11 protein-coding genes are annotated in these 20,484 nt (G+C 37.4%); 8 read left to right on the top strand and 3 right to left on the bottom strand.

Annotation, left to right across the window (positions count from 1 at the left end; all coding sequences use genetic code 11):
* Positions 1 to 27: 27 nt before the first annotated feature.
* The 5 genes from ACRD69_RS04345 (at position 28) to ACRD69_RS04325 (ending at position 14,469) form a co-directional block, all read left to right on the top strand.
* Entirely contained in the window at positions 28 to 2,499 is a 2,472-nt protein-coding gene (locus ACRD69_RS04345) for a glycoside hydrolase family 95 protein (protein WP_430813839.1), read from the top strand.
* Between the two features lie 79 nt (positions 2,500 to 2,578).
* The gene (locus ACRD69_RS04340; protein ID WP_430813838.1) at positions 2,579 to 5,929 is read left to right on the top strand and encodes a CBM96 family carbohydrate-binding protein; all 3,351 of its coding nucleotides are present in this window, start codon (positions 2,579 to 2,581) and stop codon (positions 5,927 to 5,929) included.
* Between the two features lie 215 nt (positions 5,930 to 6,144).
* Positions 6,145 to 10,722, top strand: coding sequence for a CBM96 family carbohydrate-binding protein (locus ACRD69_RS04335; RefSeq protein ID WP_430813837.1), 4,578 nt, complete (start codon positions 6,145 to 6,147; stop codon positions 10,720 to 10,722).
* A gap of 232 nt (positions 10,723 to 10,954) precedes the next feature.
* On the top strand, positions 10,955 to 11,842 hold the full coding sequence (locus ACRD69_RS04330) for an energy transducer TonB (protein ID WP_430813836.1): 888 nt from the start codon (positions 10,955 to 10,957) through the stop codon (positions 11,840 to 11,842).
* Positions 11,843 to 11,967: 125 nt separating this feature from the next.
* Positions 11,968 to 14,469: a T9SS type A sorting domain-containing protein gene (locus ACRD69_RS04325; protein WP_430813835.1), complete on the top strand. Its 2,502-nt coding sequence runs from the start codon at positions 11,968 to 11,970 to the stop codon at positions 14,467 to 14,469.
* Between the two features lie 753 nt (positions 14,470 to 15,222).
* Here the strand turns inward: ACRD69_RS04325 and ACRD69_RS04320 are convergent.
* A complete protein-coding gene (locus ACRD69_RS04320; protein WP_430813834.1) occupies positions 15,223 to 16,293 on the bottom strand; it encodes a Fic family protein in 1,071 nt (356 codons plus the stop codon).
* Positions 16,294 to 16,860: 567 nt separating this feature from the next.
* On the opposite strand from ACRD69_RS04320, the gene ACRD69_RS04315 reads away from it, so the two are divergent.
* A complete protein-coding gene (locus tag ACRD69_RS04315; RefSeq protein ID WP_430813833.1) occupies positions 16,861 to 17,628 on the top strand; it encodes a type IV toxin-antitoxin system AbiEi family antitoxin domain-containing protein in 768 nt (255 codons plus the stop codon).
* The gene (locus ACRD69_RS04310; protein WP_430813832.1) at positions 17,625 to 18,551 is read left to right on the top strand and encodes a nucleotidyl transferase AbiEii/AbiGii toxin family protein; all 927 of its coding nucleotides are present in this window, start codon (positions 17,625 to 17,627) and stop codon (positions 18,549 to 18,551) included. Before ACRD69_RS04315 ends, ACRD69_RS04310 begins: the two co-directional genes overlap by 4 nt.
* A 271-nt stretch (positions 18,552 to 18,822) precedes the next feature.
* Here ACRD69_RS04310 and ACRD69_RS04305 read toward each other — a convergent pair whose 3' ends face one another.
* Complete coding sequence (locus tag ACRD69_RS04305) at positions 18,823 to 19,059, bottom strand: DUF4248 domain-containing protein (RefSeq protein WP_430813831.1); 237 nt, start codon at positions 19,057 to 19,059, stop codon at positions 18,823 to 18,825.
* A 525-nt stretch (positions 19,060 to 19,584) separates the two neighbouring features.
* The gene (locus tag ACRD69_RS04300) at positions 19,585 to 19,821 is read right to left on the bottom strand and encodes a DUF4248 domain-containing protein (RefSeq protein WP_430813830.1); all 237 of its coding nucleotides are present in this window, start codon (positions 19,819 to 19,821) and stop codon (positions 19,585 to 19,587) included.
* Between the two features lie 368 nt (positions 19,822 to 20,189).
* Here ACRD69_RS04300 and ACRD69_RS04295 point away from each other — a divergent pair, with 368 nt between their 5' ends.
* Positions 20,190 to 20,471, top strand: a complete 282-nt coding sequence (locus tag ACRD69_RS04295) for a helix-turn-helix domain-containing protein (protein ID WP_138529957.1) — start codon at positions 20,190 to 20,192, stop codon at positions 20,469 to 20,471.
* The last annotated feature ends 13 nt before the right edge of the window (positions 20,472 to 20,484 follow it).

Raw genomic sequence — 20,484 nt, 5'->3', positions numbered from 1 at the left:
AAATCTGCCTGTTTAAATCGAATTAAAATGAAACATCGAATTATATTTTTCTATCTGTTGTTTACCTTTCCGTTATTTGCTCAGACAAGTGAGGAGAATGAGAAGTCCGACGATTGGAAACTATGGTACCGCTTTCCTGCCCGTGAATGGGAAGAAGCACTACCAGTTGGTAATGGGCATATGGGAGGTATGGTGTATGGAGGAATCGATCGTGAACACATTGCTTTAAATGAAGAGACTATTTGGAGTTTTCCTTTTCAACAAGTTGAGCTGAATTCGAGGAAACAGATTCTAATACAAGAACAACGAAAATTGATTTTGGAGGGTAAGTACGAAGAAGCCAAAAAACTAAAGTGGAATAAATTGGAAATTCCAGACGACTTTGAAGTCATTAAAGAAAAGCCGGAAGGCTTTGTAACAGGACGCTCAATTTATAAACCTTTGGCTGACTTGTATTTGCATTTTGGTTCTACTTCATCTCTTCCATATGATTACAAACGCGAACTTGATATTGAGAACGCTGTAGCAAGGGTGACCTATAAAGTGGATGATGTCACTTTTAAACGGGAAGTGATTGCCAGTTACCCGGATAAAGCCATCGTAGTAAGATTAACAGCCAGTAAACCCGGACAAATTTCGGTGTCAAGTAAAATGACACGTCGGGTGGATGTGAAAGACGATATGTATCGCTATGATGCTGAACTGGGGGCAAAAGTAGAAAGCATTAAAACACCTCCTGCACCGATGATTGAAGTGCTTGACGATGACCATTTCAGCTTTAGCGGTAAGGCAGATCCCGATGGAGTCAGTTATGTGGCTCATTTTAAACTGATCAATGAAGGTGGAAAGAGAGTGCCCATTGAAAACGGGTTTAAAGTAGAGAATGCCGATGCTGTAACTATATTTATTACCGCTGCCACCGATTTTAATTACGAAGATCCGGATAAGATAGCACGGAAGCAAATGAAGAAAGCATCATCTTATTCTTACGATGAGTTATTTCAGCGCCATGTAACTGATTACAAGGCTTTGTATGATCGTGTGGATATTCAGTTGGAGAAGACACGCAACTCAAAAATGTCAACCGACAGGCGTGTGATGGCACATCAGATGGGCATAAAAGACCCACGTGTGACGCCAGGTACTCCGCGCGACAATAATTTATATGCATTATATTTTCAATACAGCAGGTACTTAATGATTGCCAGTTCGCGCAAAGGGACGATGCCACCAGCTTTACAAGGTATCTGGAATAATAGTTTGTTGCCACCGTGGTTTGGTCATTATACAACCGATATAAATATTGAAATGAACTATTGGCCGGCTGAGGTGTGCAATCTCTCAGAAAGCCATGATGTTCTGCTTGATTTTGTGTTTCCACATTTGGATAAGTGTAAGCGTGCCGCTGAAATCGAGTATGGTACACGTGGCATGGTATTTAATAGTATGTCGCCTTGGGGGCCCAGAAGAGGTTATCAGGACTGGAACGGCTTCGCTGGCTGGCTGGCCCAGCATTTTTGGGAACACTACGCTTATACTCTTGACACGAACTATCTAAAAACAAAGGCCTACCCCTGGATTAAAGAAGTGGCTCTTTTCCATGTGGACTATGCTATTGAATATCCGGATAGTGGATACCTGGTGATTGGTCCCGAATACTCACCCGAAAATCATTTTTACTACAGCGATGGTGAGGAAAAGAAAAAAGGGCACATCAGTATGGGAACGACCATGTCGAGGGCTATTGCCTGGGAAGTGCTTGATAATGCCATAAAAGCATCTGAAATACTGGATGTTGATGAAGATTTGCGTAAAGAATTTATTCAAACAAGGGACAAGTTATCACCATATAAAATTGGCAAACATGGTCAGTTACAAGAATGGCTTATGGATTATGATGAGCCGCATCCCGGGCATCGCCACCTGTCTCACTTATACGGTTTGTATCCAGGTAATGAAATTACTAAAAAAAACAGTCCTGAAATATTTGAGGCTGCCCGAAAATCTATAGACCGACGATTAGAAAACAATGGTGGCTGGACTGGCTGGAGTCGTGCATGGATTATTTGCCTGGCCGCTCATCTTCAGGATGGCGAATTGGCTCGTGAACAGCTAGAGTTACTTTTTGAACAGACCACACTTTATAATCTATTCGATACTCATCCACGACAAGGTGGAAATACCACATGTTTTCAGATTGAAGGAAATATGGGAGCCACTGCCGGAATAGCTGAAATGTTAATGCAAAGCCATGAAAGCTATATCCATTTATTACCTGCAAAACCCGATAACTGGCGAAAGGGTCATGTTACAGGATTGGTTGCCAGAGGAGCTTTTGAAGTTGATGTGTATTGGGACAAAAGCAAATTAGCTAAAGCATCTATTCGTTCAAAGCAAGGTGGTGTTTGCAAGCTCAAATACGGAGATAAATTGATTGAAATAAAAACAGAAAAGGGTAAGGAATACAGTTTTGATGAAAACTTGAAGCTGGTTAAATGATATTCTATTCAGGGGAGTGTTAAAAGGAAAGTCCTGAATAAAAAATAGATTAAAATAGATGAAAAAACAATTTAAACCAATGAAAAAGATTTGGACATTTTTTTTAATAATACCAGGTTTTATTGTTAATGCCGGCAATGTTATTTTTGTAGACAATTCCGTTCCGAATGGTGATGGTAGTTCATGGAGTTCTCCACTCAACTCTTTTGTAAGCGCTTTAGCTGCTGCAAATCCAGGTGACGAAATATGGATAAAGAAAGGAGTATACTCTTTTACAAACTCTATTACAATTAATAAGGCAGTGCATATTTATGGAGGATTTTCAGGTGATGAAAGTTTAATTGAAGAAAGAACAAATATCACGACACTTGATAGTACAGTCTTGTATTCATCGAACGGGATTGCGAACCTACAAATAACAGGTTTAACCAATGAAATTGTCCTGAACGGAATACAGATTAGCGGTGTACAATCGGGAAATGAAGCCCTTAGAATATACAATACCAACTCCAATGTCAGTATAACGAATTGTGTTATCGGCTACAATAATGTTCGGGGTTTATCAATAATAGATGCATCACCTGTTCTTACTATGTGTAAAATTACAGAAAACACTATAAACAGCGGATATGGAGCAGGTATTCAAATCACAGGTAGTAGTAATCCTGTTTTTAATCATTCGGTAATTACATACAATACGAATTCGGATAATATTGCTGGAGGAGTGTATATCAGTACAGATACCAAAATTTCCGGACCTGAATTTTATACATGTAATTTTATTAATAACTTTACAGAAAATGCTGCCGGAGCTATATATTTAAAATCAACAGGTAGATGCCTTCTGGATAATTGCATTGTAGGCTCTAACAGGCATCGTAGTGGAACTGTTGCAGGAGGAGCGGTTTATATTGATGGTAATCCCACCAATGGAACCAATGTGGATATGATTTTAAGAAACGAAACAGTTATCACGGATAATTGGTGCAACTGGGATTCTGCAACTCCTGTATTTTTAAGTGGCATCACAACCCAAAATGCAACATACAGTAGTGAAGATGGTGTTTTGATAGATTTAGGAGCTGATGCAAGGTTTACCAAACCGGATATAAAGGCTGAGCTTTATGATGTGATGGTTCCGGCGATGGAAAGTGGAGTTCCATCGCCTGGAAGAATAGTTAAAGTTCAGTTTGACGATTATCTTGGAACCGGAGTATATCATAACTTGTATTTACCACCGGATTGGGAAGCAGACAAAAAATATCCGGTAATTATGGATATTCCGGGAAATCCTTTCAAACACAAGTGGGGCGATATTAGTAGCGGAAACCCAGAATCCTCACCAATAGGATATGGAATTTCACGCGGGAAAGGTTGTATTTTAGTAGGTCTGCCTTTAATTGACGACAATACCAATACCCATACAACCTGGTTTGGCAGCGTAAATGTTACAGCAGATTATATCAAAAGAGTAGCTGTCGATTTATGCGAGAACTTTGGTGCTGACCATTCCGCCTTTTTTATTACCGGATATTCGAGAGGAGCTATGGGAGCTCATTTCTTTTCGAGATACGATGAAGAGTTGAACGATATTTGGAGCGGCTTTTTAACTTATGACGGAACCGATGACCATTTATACTACGCTAATATTAATTCGATGGCATGGAATTATAATTCGGGAGCATTAGAATTTGATGCTGTAAGTCAGCGTCATGAAAGAATTAAAGGACGGCCAACTTTTATGCTGGGGGCAGGTTATTATGGAACATGGCGGTTTCAGGAGCACAATGAGGCGTACAACTATCCGGTTGAGTATTATAAAAATCCTTACAGAAATCATAGTCCGCATTGGTCGGTGTGCGATTTGCCGATAACTCAAAAAGCACGGGAATGGCTTCAAAGAACCATTAATGAAAAAACGGGAACATACACACTTTCGGGTATAGTAACAGATTTTTCAGGAACTCCTGTTTCAGGAGCACGGGTTCAGACCGGCTTAACACATTTTGTTTATACTGATGCTAATGGCTCTTACAGCATTGATGGATTGATTGCAGGAGAAAGAAGCGTTTCGGTTTATGAAAATCAAGGTGATGCTGTGCCTGTGGTAACACAAGCAATTGCTTTGAATGCTGATGTCGCAAATTACAATTTGACTATTCCTAAAAAACTTATTTTAAATCCGGTAGCAGATGCTTATGTTAAAGGTGGAAATTATGCAGATAATAATTATGGTACAGCTTCAACATTGCAAGTAAAAGAATCGACTTATGCCGGTTACGACAGAATGAGTTTTCTTAAATTTGATCTAAGTACTATCTCCGGCAACGTATCCATTGCAAAAATCAGAATTAAAGTAAAGAGAGAAGACCCTGATGCCAGCCACAACCTGCATTTGGTAACTAATAGTTGGAACGAAGCCTCTATTACATGGAACAATATGCCTGCTGCCTCTACATTAATAGCATCTAAAGCAGCACCTGCTGTAAACGACTGGATTGAGTTTGATGTAACATCCGCAGTTAACAATACAGCTGGTGATAACTTGAGCGTACGTATTTCAGATATGAATGCTGCCGAAGATTATATAGAGTATCATTCAAAGGAGACTGCAAATTCGGAGGACAGACCACAATTAGTATATCTTTTAGACACAACACCTGTGCCAGAGAGTCATACGCTGACGCCCAATTGTGACGGTATGGTTAGACAAACCCAGGCCGACGGATATTATACATCTGCACTCATTGAGCAAAAGAATGCTTCATCATGGGGCCGTAAAGGACTTTTTAGTTTTGATATCAGTGGTTTTAATGAAGAGCTGGCTGGTGCGTCCTTTCAGGTGTTTTTAAATAAAAGTTCATCCTCAACATTCAATAATCAGGTTATGGTTTATGGTGTGAATGAAGATGATTTCACCTGTGGTGTAACTACCTGGGACAATTTACAAGCCATTAGTTTCATCGAAACAGGTGCGCTTGTAAATGTTGATGAAAGCTTATTGGGTACTTATTTATCTTTTGATGTTAGTGATTACCTGAATCATTGTATTAATGAGGGGCAAGCGAATATGGTACTTTGTTTGGATGGTTCCAGTGCCAGTCATGTGTTGTATTATAATGCCATGGAGAGTACTGAAAACAGGCCAAAATTGCTTTTTGCCAGCCAACCGGATGGTTTTCCAACCGACATCATCCAATCGAAACTGGATGAGCAGAAACTGGTGATTTATCCTAATCCTTCAAATGGAACATTCTACATTGAAAACCCCCTTGATAAGAAGGATACTTATGCAATTTATGATTCAAGTGGGCGACTGATACGACAAAGCAATATCGAGGCCTTTGAAACAGAAAAAGTAAGTAGTTTGATGCCCGGATTTTATGTAATTGCAGTGGACGGCCAGTTTCAAAAAGTGATTGTTCGCTAATAGCTGGAATCAGTTATAGAATACAAAACTTAAAAAGTTTTCATACCCGTTTAAGAGTTATAACAAGAATGACTGCAGTATTAAAAAAATACCTAAAGGTTAAATTGACTGTTTATTTACTTCTGCCCATTAAATTAACCGAAGACAGCATGCAAATAGCTTGGCGCGATGTCTGGCATTTAAACAGTTTATAATAAGCAATTAAATATCGTTTTATGAAAGCAATGCATATACTTTTACTCGTTTCTCTAACCATAGTCACAGCGACGATTAAGGCACAACCATCGGTTGCATATGAGAAAATTATTGGTCTAACGGCCTTTGCATCTTCCGAATATACAGGTACCGGAAGGGTAGTAGATAATGTCATCAATGAATCAGGTTTAAATGCAGATGGTAGCCACAGTAATAGTGCAAGTACCATGTGGGCGACCCAGGATGGCAGTGCTGCCAATCACACTCTCATTCTTAAGATGGCAGCTCCTACCCATGTTCTGGGTATGCACATTTGGAATGGAAATTGGGTAGGCTATACTAACAGAGGAGTCAACAGCTTTGACATATACTATTCTTCTTCTGTTAATGACTTGTCTGGTTCAACGTTTAGTAACGGAGAGTGGACTTTACTCAGAGCTGATAATTTAGCTGAAGCGAGCGGTACAACTTCTTATACAGGAGAATATAAAGACATGGCGGGTTTGCCAGCCAACACAAGATGGATTGGTTTGGATATAAAAAGTAATCATGGCGGTAGTTTTCCCTACACCATGTTGAGTGAGATTGAGTTGTACAAGCCCGAAGGAATATCTGATGCTGTGGCTACCTTATCGGGCGATGCCGGGATTGTATCAGGTCAATCAACTCCTTTGACCATTGAATTCATTGGAACACCTCCTTTTGATGTGGTTTACAGTGATGGAGTAAATCAGCACAGTCTGTCGGTGAACGATTACTACACTGAAATTAATGTATCCCCAAACACCACAACTACCTATGAACTGGTATCGGTAAGTGATGCGAATGGTACAGGGACTGTTTCAGGAACAGCCACGGTAACTGTTTATACTCAGGAAGAGTTATATACCACTATTGAGAATGCACAATACCTGGTGTCACACAATAAAATCACCAATAATCTCGAGCTAACAGAAAAATCTTCAGGTGTTGTTCTGGAGTTTGCCCCTGTGTTCTATGTGGCTCGTAATGAAAGTCGCCCCTCTGTTTCTGAGTCATCCATATCGGAAGACTTTAATTACAAAACAGTAAGTGTTGAAGGAAATACCGATTATTTTTCTTCACGCACAGGTGACTTTAGTATAATGACACCGAGTGAGGTAACTACCGATGGGAGTAAGATGTTTTTCACCTATGCTGCTAATGCTGACTTCGCCTTCTCAGCCACTATGGAATTGCCAGAATCAGGTGATGGCGAACCCAAGTTTAAGGCTTCGTTAACACCAAGTTCTACTGCTTATTTTTCAATTGGCTATTGTGGAGCTCCTGCTTATTCCATTAACGAAGTGGAAGAAATCTTTCAGCCCTTACCTTTTACCGAGAAGCGTTTTCCAGAGTCATCGTACCTGACACCGGCATACAAAGCGACCTTACCAGCCACGTTGGCCACAATCAATGGAACAACTTACGGTGTAATAGCCGATCGTTCAGAGTTCCCTTTTAATCCGCTTCCCAACGGTGTATCACGAAGTCCCTTTGGTGTAACTATTCGTGACAATGCCGGTCAAGTACGTCCTATGGTATGGGCTTTAATAATGGGTAATGCTGATTCACAGATAAGCAGCGGAACGGAATATGCTTTTAACTATCGTTTATATGTTTCAAATAGAGGTTTATCAAGTGCCTATGAGGATATTGCACGTCGCTTGTATGGTTTTTCAGATTATCGTCACAACGATTTAGGTTCTCTCAATTCTGCTTTTGAAAATCTGCTTGAATTTGCTATGGGACCTTATGGCAGGTATCTCGAAGATATGAAAGGCTATTCCTACGAAACGGATATTCCTAATTCAGTAAAAAATACTTCAGCGCTGCCAATTCACAGCATGGCTTTTGTGGTGAATGATTCGGTGATGTTTAAAGAAAGGGCTCTGCCCATTACCGAATACATGTTGTCACGTGAAAGTTTTAATTATTCCAAGGATGGTACCTCCGGTACCGGACAGACAGCACCGAATGATTTGGGTGATCCTTGCATGAATATCAGTGAGATGATGGGGTACTATATTACTGGGAGTAATTATTCACATGCTTTCTGGGACTTGGCTGTTGATAATGCCATCAACTATTCAAACAATGCCTTTGAAAAAGAATGGCGTGAGAACATGGCCATGTATAAAGCGACAGGCGAATTTACTTACCTAAATAAAGTGATTAACGGGGCTGATAAGTACATCAATGAGCGAATCAATACCAAGCAAACAGGCTTTGATTATATCAACCATTCAAAGAGTAGTTTCTGGTCTAGTCTGGCACCAAAATTCTGGGAGTTATATGAAACCTATGAGTTAACCGGCTACCAGCGCTATTTGGATGCAGCTCAGAAAGCAGCCAGAAGCTATGCCTATCATTTGTGGATGTCACCGGCGGTACCTGATGAAATGATAACTTGTAATATTGGTGATAAAGCACCTTTATACCGAAGTGGGACAGCTATTTCTATTCCAGAAGAGGATGCCCCGGCCTGGCGATTATCAAGTGTTGGTCTGTCGTGCGAAGCGGGCGGTACCAGTACCGGAAAGCACAGAGCTGTCTTTATGGCTAATCATGCGCCATTTTTTATGCGTATAGGCGCCTTGACCAATGACCAGTTTTTGATGGATGTGGCCAAAGCGGCAATCATTGGACGATGGAGAAGCTTCCCGGGATATCACATTAATACAGACAGAACCACAGTGTATGAGAAAGTAGATTTTGCACACCGAGAGATATCAGAGCTGTTAACAACGACCTCAATGCATTACAGTCACGTTTGGCCAATGGTAGCTCTAACCTTTGATTACCTGGTTAGTGATGCCTTTGCCAAGTCTGGGGGGGCGATTGATTTTCCAACAGAATTTACAGAGAACACAGCTAACCTATATAACAACTTATATTTTAAACCTGGTGTATTTTATGGCGATGAGAATGTGACACCTTGGATGCCTGTTGGTTTGGTGACTTGTGATAATCAGGAGTTGAATTACATAGTAGCACGTGGTAATAATAAGCTTTATCTGGCTTTTGTTAATCAAAGTGGTGAAGATGTGAATGCGCAAATCAATATTAACAGCCAACAGTTGACTGTTGCAGGTAATACTGCACAGGTATGGAAAGATAATGAAGCAAGCGGAACGCTTTCTGTATCTGGTAATGCCTTTAATATTAGTGTGTCGGCCAATGGTATTACGGCTGTTGCTATTAACGATGTAGCGGTAGAGGCTAAGTTTCAGGATAAAATGTATTTCCAGTCAGGCAAAAACGATTGGCAATTGTCCTATAAGGACTTGACTACAGTTGACGCCAGGGCGATGATGATTGGTTTCTCAAACGATTATACCAGAGTATATGCCTATTCAGATGCTACTAAAGATACCTATTCAAATGTGCGTTTTAAAGTTTGGTTTGATGGCGTGCAGCAGGATGATGTGTTACAAACAACTTATCCTTACGAATATGGAGAATGGGTGCCGCGCAGCGTCAATACAGTGCGTATTGAGATTACATCAGATAGAGGCACGCCTGAGGAAGTGGTTTTTACACGTAACCCTTATACTGTTGCTGCATCAGTTAGCGGTTGGACCTCAGTTTTAAAAGGAGATAATGTTACAGTGACTTATCATACTGATGGGAAGCCGCCTTGGGATTTAACCTATTCCGATGGGGAAAATGTAATAGAGAAAAAGGTAGAAACACAATCATATTCTCAGGTATTGACACCAGAGCATACAACCACATTTACCTTACTTTCAGCAGTGGATGCCGATGGCGATATGGCCATGGTTGAATTGGATAAAGCCAAAGTATCTATTGCGAATGAATTCATACTTGATTACAGCCTATCAGGAGCCCAGGACGCTTATGTTTATTTACTTGGTGCTGATAACCGTTATGGGACAGAGCCAAATTTAAGAATTAAAGGGCGTGAGAGCAGTCAGCGAGAGGTGTTTGTGGAATTTGATGTCACCAATGCTAATTTATCCGGTAATGTTTATCAATTAGGCTTATGGTTGACCAACTCGATTGCAACCAACGCAGTTATAGAAGTCTTAGGTAGTGATGAGTCATGGGATGAAAGCACCATAACATGGAATACTAAACCAGCTAGTGAATCATTCGTGGCTATCGATACTATAGGGATTAGTAATTTATCACCTGAAGGCATGTATCATTATTTTAATGTGACTGATTTTGTAAAGAACAACCCATCTGATAAAGTCAACTTTAAAGTAAAATTTTTACAAGGAGATGAAGATTTGGATTTAAGGTTTAATAGCAAGGAGGAAGGAGATGGAGCTACAGCTCCCATACTTGTATCTGATGTTTCATTCCAGGGCATTCCAAGTAGCATTGAAGAAACGGATGGTTCAGAGGTGAAGGTGTTTATCTTAAATCATGAGTTATTTGTCCAATCACAAAAAGAGGTAAAGGGAATTTCAATCGTTAATATGGCTGGTCAAATAGTCGGACAAAAGAGTAACCAAGCATGTTATCCGCTGACTGGTTTTATAAGTGGGACATATATTGCAGTTATAGAGCTTGAATCTGATATAATTACTAAGCGTTTTATTGTAATGTAATCTTGGTATTTCGCAATAATTCAATCAAACTACCAGAGTACAAGAGCAGTTGCTTCAAAAGTAGCAGCTCTTGTGCATATAATAAACTTTGCTACGTCTAACTTTTATTTGTCATTTATTACTTTCTTATGTGTCGGAAACGTTTCCGTTAATAATGAGTTAGTTAATGTTTTTTAAGCTGGGTAAGCATGATTTTTTCTACTAGATTTAAATAAAAATATTAGATAAGCTTATGAGATGCATAATATTGCTTTTGTTTTTGATGATTAGTCACCTGGTTTTTTCTCAGAAAATAACTTACTGGGATCAAAATGAAAAGATAACAACAAAGAAAAAGGCGGTATTTTATACCATTCAAACAAAGAATGCTGATAAAACGTGGAAAATAGAACGCTATCATATAAATGGAGAATTGAGTTTTGAAGGGAATGCACTTAAGAAAGATTTAAAGGGTAGAATAGGTGTTCATACGCATTATTATAAAACTGGCGTGATAAGTAAAAAGACGTTATATAAAGACAATAAAGTAGTATGGACTAAGTCATATTTCACAACTTCTGATTTAAAGCGGGAAAGTGTTTATAAGAGTGGCGTACTTCAATCGGTTCACGATTACTATGTAGGAGGTAATTTAAAAAACGAGGTTCTTTATTCTGGTCCAGAAAGGGAAAGAAAAATTCAAGTTAAATCATATTATTTAAATGGGCAGTTAAAACGGGATGATGAATATTATGACTTTGTTGATAAAGAACAAGGGAGGTCTTATAAACTGGTAAAAGCTATGGTTTTATCTGAAAATGGTGAAGAACTTGCACATATTCCATTTTTTCGAATGCCACAATTTCCGGGTGGTACACCAATGTTAAGAGATTATATAGCCAAGTGTGTGAAATATCCTTTATCCGCTCAAAAATATAAAAAGCAAGGACGGGTATTTGTTAAGTTCGTTATAGCTAAAGATGGTAGGGTTGAGAATGCAAGATTAGTAAAGTCAGTAGATTATCTATTAGATCAAGAGGCTTTAAGAGTTGTTAGGAATATGCCCAGTTGGGAGCCTGGTATTCAGTATGGTGAATATGTGCGAATGCCATATGTTATTCCAATAGATTTTATGCTTTAATACGTAAATAATTAGTTGTTATACAATTGATTGGTTCTTGTGCCCGGACAATTTCTTGTTTGTGGCTTAGAGTTGATATGCCTTTTTTAAGGTACTTCCATTAAAGTCTAACTAATTTTTAAATCATGAAAAAATTCACAATTCAATTGCTATTTGTGCTATTGGGAGTGTTAACTACTTATGCACAATCGTATCCGACTTTTAGTGTTAGCGAAAGCGGATCTGTCATTCATGTTTCCGATTACAATGCATTCCCTAATGATGGAATCGACGATGAAGATCAAATTCAGGCAGCTATTGATGCAGCCGGAAATGGAGATGTTGTGCTCTTTCAGGCCGGTGTTTACAATTTAAGAAAGCCAGATTCCAGATTTACTACCAATAATACAGCCCATATGTTTATTTCAGGTAAAACCAATCTGACTCTCAGAGGCGCTATTGATGCTAGTGGGGAACCTGCGACTCATATCAAGAGAGAATTAGTTTATCAGGATAACTCAAGCGGTTATTTACCATCAATAATAAAGGCTAGTAGTAATGCAGGTCTAAAACTGGAGAACCTGACATTTACAAATGATCAGCTTTTTTTTACTGTAGGGAAAGTGATTTCAAAAGATGCAACAAATATAAAAGTGGAGATTGAGGACGGATATCCTGTTGATAATAGCTGTCCGGCTACCGCAGCCAATGTATGGACCTGGGATTCTGCCACCCAAAACGAAGGCGATGAAATTTTGAAGATTGATGCGCCAAGTGTTACATATACAACAGGGCCAACTTTTTCTAAAGTGGCTGGCACCAATAGGGAAATGGAAACCAATCATACCAGTTATGCCAATTTCAGTCATGTTGAGGTTGGAGATTATCTGTCATGGCATTATGGCTATACTTCTGTGGGTACTGTATATTTATATAAAAACATAAACGTACACCTTGAAAATATTCATATTTACAGTGCATTAAGGTCGTCTTTATTTGTAGCATATGGTGAGAATATTTATGGAAATAATGTGGAGATACGCCCTGAAAACAAACGTTTTGCCATGAGTCCCAGAGACGGTGTGCATGCCTCAAGAAATAAAGGTGAGTTCGTGTTTGAAAACATGAACGTGAAAGGTACACGATTAGATGCTTTTGTAGTCACAGGAACTGCAGCCGAAATATATTCAAAAACGGATGACAGGAATCTTCAGTTTATTACTGATCAAAGTATCGGATCATTTACCTGTAATATTCGTCCTCTGTATTTCAATGAAAATGGTGTAAGACATAAAGTAGATGTGGAAAGTGTATCATACATTAGTAGCTCATCTGCTGGTAGTGTATACTCTGTGGTTACTTCTGAAGATATGCCTTCATTTGTTCAGGTAGGAACGAATCTGATACCGGCAGGAGTTAGTCCCGATACAGTAATAATTCGAAACAGCACGTTTAAAAGTATTGCCGGTTCATCAAATATTCTGTTTTGCGATAACGTTCTTTCAGATAATAATAATCATGAAAATATCATGTATGCTGCAGTTCGGTTTGGAGCCAATCCGACACGTAATCATGCAGGAAGCAACCTGGCTGTTACCAATTCGGTTTTTAAAGACTGTGTATGGGAAGTCAATCTGGATAATCCTGGTGACGAAACCGATGAATACGGCTATATTAATGCATTTAATGCAAGTACGGATGGTTTTGACGACATGGATATTTCAAATATCTCGATTACAGGTAATCAATTTGAAAGTACAGTTGCCGAAACGGGGAGAGTAGGCATCATCCTTGATGAAGCACGGGATATAACAATTACTGATAACACTTTTACAGGTATTGCTGAAGATATTCAATTGCGTGATGTTGACGGTAGTAAAACCATTAATAATAATGGTATTGAAAGTGGCGCCGTATATCGAATTCAGAATTATACGCACTCTAACTATTTAAGAGGCTATGACCCAAACTCAAGTAATACACATGGGAATGATTCTTATGTAACCATTTATGATGACCGACCCACCTGGTCTACACAGAATTGGTTGATCACAGAAGATGTAAATTTTCCGGGATATTATCATATTCAGAATGCTTATAGCGATAGGTATATTAGGGGCTATGACCCAGCTTCATCTACGCCAACTGCCGACGGTGAGAAAGTAGCAGTTTATGATTATGCCAGCTGGTCTACTTTGAAATGGCAAATTATACCTGTTGAAGGGAAAGAAGGATATTATCACATCAAGAACCATTATAGTGGAAATTATTTGAAAGGAGATGCAGCAAATAATTCTTATCTGACACAGTCGATTGCTGCTGATACTACCGAAACATGTTGGAAGCTCCACAATCAGTCAGGTTTAAAATCAGCTTTCAACGGTGAGGAATTTGAGGAGGAGAATCTAAACGATGCTATTACTATTTCACCGAATCCAGCCAATGATAATGTTATTATTAAGGGGTGTCAGATTGAGGGATGTGTAATTGAATTTTATGATATACTAGGACGTAAATTTAAATCAGAAATAATAAACAGTAATGAACTATATAACGTTGAAATAAAAAGGTTTGAACCAGGTATATATGTTGTATTAATTAGAGATGGTGTGGTAGTTCGTCATAAAAAAAAGCTGATTGTTAAATAAATAACAATAAACTTATCGAGGAGGTGATCTGCAAAAGAGATTGCCTCCATTTTTTTATCCTATGAACAATCAAATACAAATCCTTAACTTTCTTTATGTTCTTTTGAATCAAAGATTCGTTGTTCTTGCATAGTCCTGAGTTATTTTGGTGCTGGAGTGACCTAAAGTCTTTTAAAATTATTTTCGCTATCAAAGAAAAGAGGGAGATAATATTTTCCGAACCGGGAGTTCTGGACAAGCATAGAAAAACGATCCCTTTTCAGGTCTCTTGTTTTTTGGTTTAATCCCAAAGCCTGAAGCAAGCTTCGTCTTTGTCCATAAACAAAAAAACGCTCCCCATAAATGGGAAGCGCTTTTCCTTTCGCGGAGAGAGGGGGATTATATATCCCGAATTGGGAGTCCTGAACGAGCATAGAAAAACGATCCCTTTTCAGGTCTCTCGTTTTTTTAGTTTAATCCCAAAGCCTGAAGCAAGCTTCGTCTTTGTCCATAAACAAAAAAAACGCTCCCCATAAATGGGAAGCGCTTTTCCTTTCGCGGAGAGAGGGGGAACTGAAAAATTACTTTAAGTGCCCTATCCTCAATATTTTACGAATTCAATTATTTAAGTCCTCTGTAAGTCCACCAAAATTGGCCAAGAAATGACCGTTTCAAATGCGTTTTAATGAACTCATTTCACTTCAAAAGTAGCAAAAAGGAACCGAACCTAAAAATGAAAAATTTACTGGTTAAATTGATGTTTGTGATCTTATCTTATCTCTTCGTCAAAAGTTCAAAGAGCTCTTCGTTAATGTAATAATTACCAGTACCTAATTTTTCTTTTTTTAGCATTTTATCTTTTGCTAATTTATTAAGGTAATTTGCTGCTGTCAATCTTGATACCCCTAAGTCATTTACAACGTATTCTATTTTCGTATAAGGGTGTTTAAAAAGGTTGTTGAGTAAATCCTGACTATAGAATTTATAATTATCTCTCAATCGATGTTTATAGTCAAGCATGAGCTCTTTAATTTTAATTATTAACTCAATTGTTTCTCGCGATGTAACCTCAATGCCCTTAATCATAAATAAAATCCATTCTTCCCACAGATTCTGATCTCTAACTTGCTGTAAATAGCTGTAGTAATCTGATTTATGCTTTATAATATAATTACTTAGATATAATATTGGGAGATTTTGTAATTCCTCAAGTATTAAATACAGAATATTGATTATTCTTCCAGTTCGTCCATTTCCATCATAAAATGGGTGAATACTTTCAAATTGAAAATGAATAATGGCCATTTTTATTAACGGATCACAATCTTGCATATCGGAGTCATTAATGTACTTCTCAAGATTGGACATTAATTTCATAATCTCATCGTAATCCTGTGGCGGAGTATATATTGTTTCTCCTGTAGATGTATTCTTCAGCGCTGTCCCGGGTAATTTTCGGAATCCGGCTTTATTGTCTTCCAGTTCCTCCTGAATTTCCAGTATAATCTTATTGGTTAACAATCCACTTTTGCTAGTCAGAGCAAATCCTTTTTTTAGAGCAGAAATGTAATTCTGAACTTCTTTAGCATTCAATGATTTAAATCCTTCAAGGTTTAATTCTGATTTATAGAGATCATCATGCGTTGTAATAATATTCTCAATTGCAGAACTATCCTTAGCTTCTTGCAAACCCAATGTGTTTATTAAAATATTTTGATTTGGTATTGTCGAAGCGATTCCTTTTAATTCTGCTAAAGCTGCATGAGCGGATGGAAGCGATTTTAAAACTTTCTTTGTCTCGAAATCAATATTTAATGGTAGCTCTGATAGTCCCCAAGATTTCATTTGTATAGATTTTGTGTTTTTCTTTACAAATATAGGTTCTTTTGTATAGAAAATGCAATAAACTATACATAGTTAGTTATGGATGTATAAAAAATGGAGTTTTTTATACATGCCTTTATGAAATTAAGTAATTGTAGATGTTTGATTGTGATAGGTTTTAGGTATGAATAAGAAATTAAGCTCTGTTTAGACAATCATTTCTTACAGCCCCTCAAATTCTTCCTGGCTAATACAAAAATGTTCCAGGATAAGCTCCAGTTCTTTATTGTATGTAGTCTTTTCGTAAGTAAAAAATTATTAATACTCTCAATAAGTTTTAAAGCGTTTATTTTAATAACCAGAATCATTAGATTTTAATTTAAGAAAGATTCCGTTGACAGAAACCCATATTGATAATAAAGCATTTGGGTTTGCTTATAGGTTAATTGCTTTTGACAACGAAAAGAAGATAAATAACTTTATAAATATGAGTATTTGCGTAGTTTAACTACTCATTAATGAATATTTTTAAAGCTATTGTGTTTTTTTATCAAACAATCTCTTTATCTTTGTGTAAAATTGAGTAGTATGACTACGCATAATGACACAAAATTAAAGAAGCTTTTTAATTTATTACAGCCCAATAATGTGATAACAGCAGCAGTATTGGATGAAAATGGTGTTTCCAGACATCTGCGAAGGTACTATCAGGAAAGTGGATGGATAGAACCGTTAGGAAGAGGTGCCTATAAAAAGCCCGGAGATTTGTTAGAATGGCAGGCAGGTGTGAATGCTTTGCAAAACCAACTAAATATCAAAATTCATGTGGGAGGTTTAACCGCATTAATCTTACATGGATTCAGCCACTATTTCAGACTAAGTAAGGAAACGATATACCTCTTTTCCCCCCTGCAAACCAGAATGCCTAACTGGTTTACAAATTACAACTGGAATGTAGAACTATTTCAGAAACCTACTTCATTTCTTCCTGAAAATACAGGCATCAAGGAAATGGAAATAAAAGATATAAAAGTTAATGTATCAACACCCGAACGTGCCATACTGGAATGCTTGTTTTTAGCACCGCAACATGCAGACCTTGTTGAATGCTATCAGGTTTTAGAAGGATTGGTCAACTTAAAACCGAGACTCGTTAGCGAGCTTCTATCAGCTTGCAACTCTGTGAAGGTAAAACGTCTGTTTCTTTATATGGCAGAAAAGGCAAATCATCAATGGCTTCAATTCCTGAAAACAGATAAAATAGATTTAGGTAGCGGAGACCGGATGATAACAGAAAGTGGAGCATACAGCTCAAAGTATAAGATTACAATACCAAAAGAATTAGCAGAGTTATGATTTCACCAGCATATAGGGCACAAGTGGATTTATTGTTACAGGTTCTACCATATGTAGCAAAAGAAGAAATATTTGCATTAAAAGGTGGTACAGCTATTAACCTTTTTATAAGGGAAATGCCTCGTTTGTCAGTTGACATTGATCTAACCTATCTGCCTCTCGATTCCAGAGCCGAAGCCCTCAAAAATATTCAGGAAGGTTTAGGTAGAATCAAGGCAGATATAGAAAAAAATGTACCAGGGATTACAATCAACACCGTTCCATTAAATGGTGCAACTGACGTTAAATTAAATTGCCAAGGTCAAGGCGCTCAAATAAAAATTGAAGCCAATACAATTACCAGGGGAAATGTATTCCCTACTGAATTAATGCAAGTGGTAGATTCTGTACAGGATGAATTTGACAAATTTGCAGCCATCAATGTGGTTTCTATCGCTGAACTTTATGGAGGTAAAATTTGTGCAGCTGTTGACAGACAGCACCCACGTGATGTTTTTGATGTAAAATTGCTACTTGAAAACGAAGGTTTCACGGATGTGATTTGGGAAGGTTTTAAAATTGGCTTAATCAGCCATTACAAACCAATTAGTGAATTGCTTTCTCCAATATTAAAAGACCAGGAATCTGCTTTTGACAATCAGTTTGCCGGAATGACAACTGTTGAATTTTCATATGACGATTATGAAACAACAAGAGCATTGTTGATTAAAACCATTGGAGAACGCCTTACAGATGAAGATAAGCGATTCTTATTGAGTTTTGAAAGTGGAGACCCGGACTGGGAACTATTTCCAATACCAGTATTAAAAGACTTACCTGCCATTCAGTGGAAGTTGCTAAATATTAACAAGCTTAAAAAAGTAAATGCAAAAAAGCATTCGCAGATGGTAGCGCACTTGAAAGAAGTTTTGGATTTTAAGTAACTAAAGCTTTATTAATTAATACTTATACGGAATTGTTCTTCTGTAATGCTTGAAATACAACTATATGCACCTATATACTAAAACTTCCACATCGCTATATACTAAATTTGATATATAAGTAGATACTAAAAATGCTACAGAATTAGTTTGTTGCGGTAATTTCGCAATCTCCTTAAATGTGAAGTATATATGAATAGCATTAAATATACCAATAGGGTATAATTATACCAATATAGTTGTGAATTATACCCGAACGGATATTGTAAGTATATTAAAGCCCTGCAAACTCCTCCTGGCTAATGCCAATGTGTTCAAGGATGACCTCCAGTTCTTTGTGGGTAAAATAATGTGCACGTTTATTACGTGTCAATTTATCAAGCTTGGAGCTTAATTCCTGTGAAACTTTAATTTCCTTACGTAGTAATTGCATGGCAGAAGTTGTATTTGAACTTTGTGGGTATAGTTTTTTAGCTAAATCTTGTTTTAATATTGTTCGGGGTAATATCATCGTATTGCGTTTATTATTATTCTACTTCATTTTGATGGTTGTAAAATTATATTATAAATCACAAAACTAGTGACTTACAGCTATGCCAATTTGCGACACAACTTAGCCAATTAACGACATTTTGAACTTTTATTGGTTTCATGCACGACAGACCATACAATTCCCAATAAAGTGCTCAAAATGCACTCTTAAAAATGAAACATTTTCCTGATTCAACAATGGTGTTATTTTCATATTGGTGGACAGATTTACACCAAGTACTATTGATAATGAGTTAAGCATCCCAAAAGTACTCTTAGAATTTTGGAAGCATTCAAAAAGCACGCTTAATATACTCTACAAAATACAAAAAGCTCTCAAAAGCAAGCTCAATATACTCTGAATATGGTCTGTATATACTCTGAAAGTACTCTGAAGCTTGGAAAAGCACTCAAAAGCTATCTGTTTATTGGCTTAGATAGTGCTTTTGAGCTTGATTTCCCTAGGTTTTCTGTAAGTATTATCATGATTTTCCCAAAGAAGTCCTTATAACAACTCAAATTCTTCCTGACTTATACAAAAATGTTCCAGGATAGCTTCCAGTTCTTTGTGAGTGTAATAATGAGCCCGTTTATTTCTTGTCAGTAATTCAAGTCTGCTATTCAATTCGGGTGACAATTTTATTTCTTTCCGGAGCAACTGCATCGCTGCATTTATATTTGAGCTTTGTGGATATAATTTAATGGCCAAATCTTGTTTTAATATTGTTCTTCTAAATATCATTTTAGTGAGTCATTTTTGCGTTTTTCTGATTCAATTATAGAGAAATAGAATGCAATTTCAAAAGGAATGTAGAACATGGTAATAAATAGTAATAAAAGTAAAATCAATTGATTTTTAGATAGTAACAAATGGTAATAAATAGAAAAATGGCAAGGTTTAGAAGTGTGAAGTAATTTAGTCTGTACTCAGTAATATTTACTTGCGCTCAATTAAAAACCGCTAAAACGATAAAATACGATACAAAACAATTTTTTACTTGCTTTTACTCTCCTTTACTTTCCGTTACTATCTTTTACTAGGAAGTGAGTGTACCGTATTGCTTAGGTTTGACGAAATAAAATTTAATAACACGTTAAAATCGTATAAAAATGAGCAAGACAGTTGTAATTGTAGATGAGCATCTCTTTAATAAGTTAATGGGCAAGATTGACCATATTAACGATAAGATTGATAGTATCAATGTGGCCAAGAATGATGGTTTTAAAGACCGCTGGTATGTTACCGAAGAAGTATGCAAGTTGTTAAACGTCAGCAGGCGGACTTTGCAAACTATGCGTGATAATAAGGTTATTGCATATAAAAAGACCGGGCGCAAAATCTACTATAAGGCTTCTGAAATTGAAGCTTACTTGGAAAGTATTAATGGATAATCCCCGAAAAACT

The organism is Carboxylicivirga agarovorans (genome assembly GCF_050589845.1).
GTDB classification, from domain to species: domain Bacteria; phylum Bacteroidota; class Bacteroidia; order Bacteroidales; family Marinilabiliaceae; genus Carboxylicivirga; species Carboxylicivirga agarovorans.
Note: the sequence above shows the minus strand (reverse complement) of the source record. Positions and strands in the feature narration are given on the sequence as shown.